Here is a 5,443-nt window from a genome sequence, read left to right as displayed (position 1 = left end):
GGCGTGTCGAGTCGGGCTGCTACGCCCGGGTGCGGCCGGGCGCCGAACCGGAGGTGACCCGGTACTTCGAACCGACGTTCCCCGTGCGCCCGTTCGCGGTCGGCCGGGAACAGGACCGGTACCGGGAGATCGCCGAGGCGCTCGAGGATTCGGTCGCCAAGCACATGCGCGCCGACGTCACCGTCGGTTCGTTCCTGTCGGGCGGTATCGACTCGACCGCAATCGCGGCGCTCGCGATGCGGCACAACCCCAAGCTCATCACCTTCACCGCAGGCTTCGAGCGCGAAGGCTATTCGGAGGTGGACGTCGCGGCGGAGTCGGCCGCGGCGATCGGCGCGAAGCACGTCGTGCGGGTCGTTTCGCCCGCCGAGTTCGCGGCAGCGATCCCCGAGATCGTGTGGTATCTCGACGACCCGGTCGCCGATCCTGCGCTCGTGCCGTTGTGGTTCATCGCCAAGGAAGCCCGCAAGCACGTCAAGGTCGTGCTGTCCGGCGAAGGCGCCGACGAACTGTTCGGCGGCTACACGATCTATCGTGAGCCGCTGTCGCTGAAGCCGTTCGAGTTCCTGCCGCCGGCGCTGCGGCGCGCAGCGGGCGCGCTCTCCGAACGGATCCCGGAGGGGACCCGGGGCAAGAGCCTGCTCAACCGGGGCTCTCTGACTCTCGAGGAGCGTTACTACGGCAACGCGCGCAGCTTCAACGACGCGCAGCTGCGGTCGGTCCTGCGCGATTTCCGTCCCGAGTGGACGCACCAGGACGTCACCGCACCGATCTATGCCCGTTCCGAGGGCTGGGATCCGGTGGCGCGTATGCAGCACCTGGACCTGTTCACGTGGCTGCGCGGCGACATCCTCGTCAAGGCCGACAAGATGACGATGGCGAATTCGCTCGAGCTGCGGGTGCCGTTCCTCGATTCCGAGGTGTTCCGGGTGGCGTCGCAGGTGCCACTGGAGCAGAAGCTCACCTCCGGGCGAGGCAAGGGGGCGCCACCGGCGACGACCAAGTACGCGTTGCGGCAGGCGCTCGAGGGCATCGTGCCCCCGCACGTGCTGCATCGCGCGAAGCTGGGCTTCCCGGTACCGCTCCGACACTGGCTGAAGGGCACGGAACTGTTCGACTGGGCCCAGCAGGTGATTGCCGAGTCGGAAACCGATCATCTGCTGGACAAGGCCGCGGTCGCGAAGATGCTCCACGAACATCGCGAGGGCCCGCTCGACCACAGCCGCCGGCTGTGGACATTGCTGGTGTTCATGATCTGGCACGGCATCTTCGTCGAGAAGCGCATTGTCCCGCAGATTCAGGAACCGGCCTACCCCGTCGAGGTGTAGACGGCCCGACGGCCACCCGGGACGTTCGAAGGTCCCGGGTGGCCGTACGGTGCTGCCAGGTACTACAGGGCAGCCAGGTATTACAGGACTGCGGTACTACAGGATTGCGGCGATTTCCTCCGCGGCCCGGTTCCCGTACGCGTCGGTGAGCCGCTTGAGTGCGTCGGCCCGGTCGAAGGTCCACTCCTGGGTTCCGGTGGTCTCGAGCACGTGGACGGCGACGAGGGATCCGAGCTGCGCGGCCCGCTCGACGCTCAGTCCGGAGCGGTGCCCCAACAGGAAGCCGGCCCGGAACGCGTCGCCGACACCCGTCGGGTCGACCTTCGCGCGCTCGGGCACCACTCCTACGCGCACCCAGTTGCCGTCGGCGTCGACGATCTCCGCGCCGTTCCCGCCGAGCGTGGTGATGCGCATACCGACCTTCGCGCGCACCTCGTCCTCGGTCAGTCCGGTTTTCTGCAGGAGCAGGCCCCACTCGTACTCGTTCGTGAACAGGTACTCGGCGCCGTCGATGAGGCGCGCCGCCTCCGAACCACCCAGACGGGCCAGCTGCTGGGACGGATCTGCTACGAACGGCACGCCGAGACGACGGCACTCGTCGGTATGGCGGATCATCGCGTCGGGATCGTTTGCGCCGATGAGCACCAGCTCGACGCCGTGCCGGGAGACGACGTCGGCGATCGAGATCTCGCGGGCCTCGGACATCGCACCCGGGTAGAACGACGCGATCTGAGCCATGTCCTCGTCGGTGGTGCAGACGAACCGCGCGGTATGCGCGGTGGTGGAGATGTGTACCGAGTCGCAGTTCACGCCGTTGCTCTCGAGCCAGCTGCGGTACTCCGCGAAGTCGGCGCCGACTGCGCCCACCAGCACCGGCGCGCCTCCGAGGACACCCATCGCAAACGCGATGTTGCCGCCCACACCGCCGCGGCGGACGACGAGATCGTCGACGAGGAAACTCAGCGAAATGTGGTTGAGCTGATCCGCGAGGAGCTGCTCGGCGAATCGCCCGGGGAATCGCATGAGGTGGTCGGTGGCGATGGAGCCGGTCACGGCGATGCTCACGTGGCTTGGACCTTTCGGTGGAGGCTGGTTCGGAACGGCGTTCGCGGTCGGTGACCGGAGCGTTCTCACGGTACCCGTCAGAAACGGGAGGGCCCCGGCACGGTGTCGTGCCGGGGCCCTACCGCCTGTTTCGTTGTCGGCGTCAGTTGAACGAGTCGCCGCAGGCGCAGGAACCGGTGGCCTGCGGGTTGTCGATCGTGAAGCCCTGCTTCTCGATCGTGTCGACGAAGTCGATGGACGCGCCCTCGACGTAGGGAGCGCTCATGCGGTCGACGGCGAGCTTGACGCCACCGAACTCGGCGATCAGGTCTCCGTCGAGCGACCGGTCGTCGAAGAACAGCTGGTAACGGAGGCCGGCGCAGCCACCCGGTTGCACCGCAATCCGCAGTGCGAGGTCGTCGCGGCCCTCCTGATCGAGCAGAGCCTTCGCCTTGGCGGAGGCGGTCTCGGTCATGATGACGCCGTGAGTGGCGGTCTCGTGCTGCACAGTCATGGGCGCTCCTGTAGTTCGAACAAATCTCGGATGTCTCAACGGTACCGCGCCGGGATCTATTCCTCATGGACGTGTCGCTCACAGCCATGATATGGACGGTCGGTTTTTCCGTTCGGGCGAACATCCCATAGCCTGGAAGGGTGAAGTTGCTACGCCGCGGCGGTTCCGACGAGTTCGACAAGAAGGATTCTTCCATGCCCGAGGCCACGCCCGAGCAGGACGTATCGGAGTCCGTTCGGAAATCGACCGCGGGCAAGGGCCGTCCGACGCCGTCGCGCCGTGAGGCCGAGGGGCGCCGACGCGGCCCGGTCGCACCTGCGCCGATGACGGCGAAGGAAGCACGCGCCCGCCGGAAAGCGGCACGCAAATCGAAGTCGAAGGACGAGCGCAAGGCCGAGTCCGCGGAGCGCCGGGCCACAGCATCCGAGCGCCGTAATCGCATGCTTGCCGGTGAGGAGAAGTTCCTCCTCCCCCGCGACCGCGGGCCCGTGCGCGCCTATGTGCGCGATCTCGTCGACAGCCGCCGCAACCTGGTGGGCCTGTTCATGCCACTCGCGCTGGTCCTGATCATGACGATGTTCCTGGGGCCGGTGATCCAGCAGTACGTCACGCTGGCGATGTTCGTGATGATGTTGCTGATGGTCATCGAGGGCATCTACCTCGGACGGCTCGTCAACAAGAAGGCGCGCGCACGGTTCCCCGATTCGACGGACGGCGGCTTCGGTCTCGGCTGGTACGCGTTCGTTCGCGCCTCGCAGATTCGCAAGTTGCGGGCGCCGCTGCCGCGGGTGAAGCCCGGCGAAGCGGTCTGACCTCCGTTCCGCTGCCCGCTGCTACCCCGGGGGGCGGCAGTGCCGGCTCGTCGGGTCGGAAGTGGTTGTAGCGCAGCCCGAGTCGGTGCAACCATCGAGCGTCCGCCGGATTACGGCGCCGTAGGAGCTCGAGCGTTCCGGTAAGCACGACCATGGCGACCACGCTCACGAGGAGTTCGATCATGAGCTCGATTCTTCGCGTGCGGGCTTCGCGGCCGACAGTGGCAGAAACGACACTTTTCGACCCATTTCTGCCATCAGTCGGGATTGATAACGTCTAGCCGTGATTCCCCAGCTGAGAGGTGCCCAGTGACCCGCGATCCGGAGTTCCCGTCCGACACGGAGTTTCCCCCGGTGATCGCGCCCGACCGGGAAGTTCGCCTCGTCGCCGAGGAACGCCAGCGCGACCTCACCAAACCCGCCGGATCCCTCGGCAGGCTCGAAGAACTCGGCTGCTGGGTGTCCGCATGCCAGGGTGAAGTACCACCGCATCCGTTCCGGCGACCGCGCGTCGTCGTGTTCGCCGGCGACCACGGAATCGCACGCGGCGGCGTCTCCGCCTACCCGCCCGAGGTCACCGCGCAGATGGTCGCCAACATCCGGACCGGCGGCGCCGCCGTCAACGTGCTCGCGAACATTGCCGGCGCCGGGGTCCGTATCGTCGATATTGCCGTCGACAGCGACACCCACCCGGAGATCTCGCACTACAAGATCCGTCGCTCCAGCGGCTGCATCGACCGCGAAGACGCACTCACGGACGAGGAGACGGCCCGTGCGATCGCGGCGGGCCGCGCCATCGCAGACCGGGAGGTCGACGAGGGCGCCGATCTGCTGATCGCGGGCGACATGGGCATCGGCAACACCACACCCGCCACCGTCCTCATCGCGACACTGACAGCCACCGAACCCGTCGCGGCGGTCGGCCGGGGCACCGGTGTCGACGATGCGGGCTGGATGCGCAAGGTCACTGCGATCCGCGACGCGATGCGCCGTGCCCGTCCGCATGCGAAGAATCCCGTGGCGCTGCTGCGCACCGCGAGCGGCGCCGACTTCGCCGCGATGGCCGGCTATCTCGCGCAGGCAGCGGTGCGACGCACACCCGTGCTCCTCGACGGCGTCGTTGTCACGGCTGCCGCGCTGGTCGCCGAGGAAATGGCCCCGGGAGCGCGCCACTGGTGGGTGGCCGGGCATCGGTCGGCCGAACCCGCGCACACGATCGCGCTGCGTCACCTCCGGCTCGAACCCATCGTCGAACTCGGGATGCGACTGGGCGAAGGTTCCGGAGCGGTTGCGGCGCTACCCGTGCTGCAGGGCGCGGTCGGCATCCTCGCGCACATGGCGACCTTCTCGGAAGCCGGCGTGAGCACCCGGGGCGCCGACACCTCGGCTCCCGCATCCGTCGACTGATGATCCGCAGGCCGCTGGACGGCATCGAACTCGCCCTGTCGTGGTTGACGGTGCTGCCGGTACGCGGACCCGAGCACATCGACCGCGCCGCCGCAGGCCGGGCCATCACCGCTGCTCCCGTCGCCGGTCTTCTGCTCGGCGCCGGCGCGGCGGCAGTGTCGTGGGGTCTGATCGCCGTCGGGGCCGCTCCCCCGCTCGCCGGTCTGATCTGTGTGGGTTTTCTCGCGGTCGCCACTCGCGGCATGCACGTCGACGGACTCAGCGACACCGCCGACGGACTCGGCTGCTACGGGCCGCCGGGTCGAGCTGGCTCGGGCTGTCCGGTTCGACCTTCGCGT

Annotated in this window: 6 protein-coding genes; 4 read left to right on the top strand and 2 right to left on the bottom strand. The window is 68.0% G+C overall.

Annotated features, from left to right (window positions below):
* On the top strand, positions 1-1,328 hold a 1,328-nt coding region (locus Q8814_RS24085; RefSeq protein ID WP_330154496.1), incomplete at its 5' end, for an asparagine synthetase B family protein.
* A 96-nt stretch (positions 1,329-1,424) separates the two neighbouring features.
* Here Q8814_RS24085 and Q8814_RS24080 read toward each other — a convergent pair.
* Together Q8814_RS24080 and Q8814_RS24075 are read right to left on the bottom strand one after the other, a co-directional pair.
* Positions 1,425-2,393: a carbohydrate kinase family protein gene (locus Q8814_RS24080; protein WP_330154495.1), complete on the bottom strand. Its 969-nt coding sequence runs from the start codon at positions 2,391-2,393 to the stop codon at positions 1,425-1,427.
* Between the two features lie 142 nt (positions 2,394-2,535).
* Positions 2,536-2,886, bottom strand: a complete 351-nt coding sequence (locus Q8814_RS24075) for a HesB/IscA family protein (RefSeq protein WP_330154494.1) — start codon at positions 2,884-2,886, stop codon at positions 2,536-2,538.
* A 140-nt stretch (positions 2,887-3,026) separates the two neighbouring features.
* Between Q8814_RS24075 and Q8814_RS24070 the strand changes: the two genes are divergently transcribed.
* The 3 genes from Q8814_RS24070 to Q8814_RS24060 all read left to right on the top strand — a co-directional run.
* Positions 3,027-3,698, top strand: a complete 672-nt coding sequence (locus tag Q8814_RS24070) for a DUF3043 domain-containing protein (protein ID WP_330154493.1) — start codon at positions 3,027-3,029, stop codon at positions 3,696-3,698.
* A 309-nt stretch (positions 3,699-4,007) separates the two neighbouring features.
* A complete protein-coding gene (gene cobT, locus Q8814_RS24065) occupies positions 4,008-5,105 on the top strand; it encodes a nicotinate-nucleotide--dimethylbenzimidazole phosphoribosyltransferase (protein WP_330154492.1) in 1,098 nt (365 codons plus the stop codon).
* On the top strand, positions 5,105-5,443 hold a 339-nt coding region (locus tag Q8814_RS24060), incomplete at its 3' end, for an adenosylcobinamide-GDP ribazoletransferase (RefSeq protein ID WP_330154491.1). The genes cobT and Q8814_RS24060, both read left to right, overlap by 1 nt.

Origin of the sequence: Rhodococcus chondri (genome assembly GCF_036327435.1) — a bacterium.
Taxonomy (GTDB): Bacteria; Actinomycetota; Actinomycetes; order Mycobacteriales; family Mycobacteriaceae; genus Rhodococcus; species Rhodococcus chondri.
This window is presented reverse-complemented; position numbering and strand designations above follow the sequence as displayed.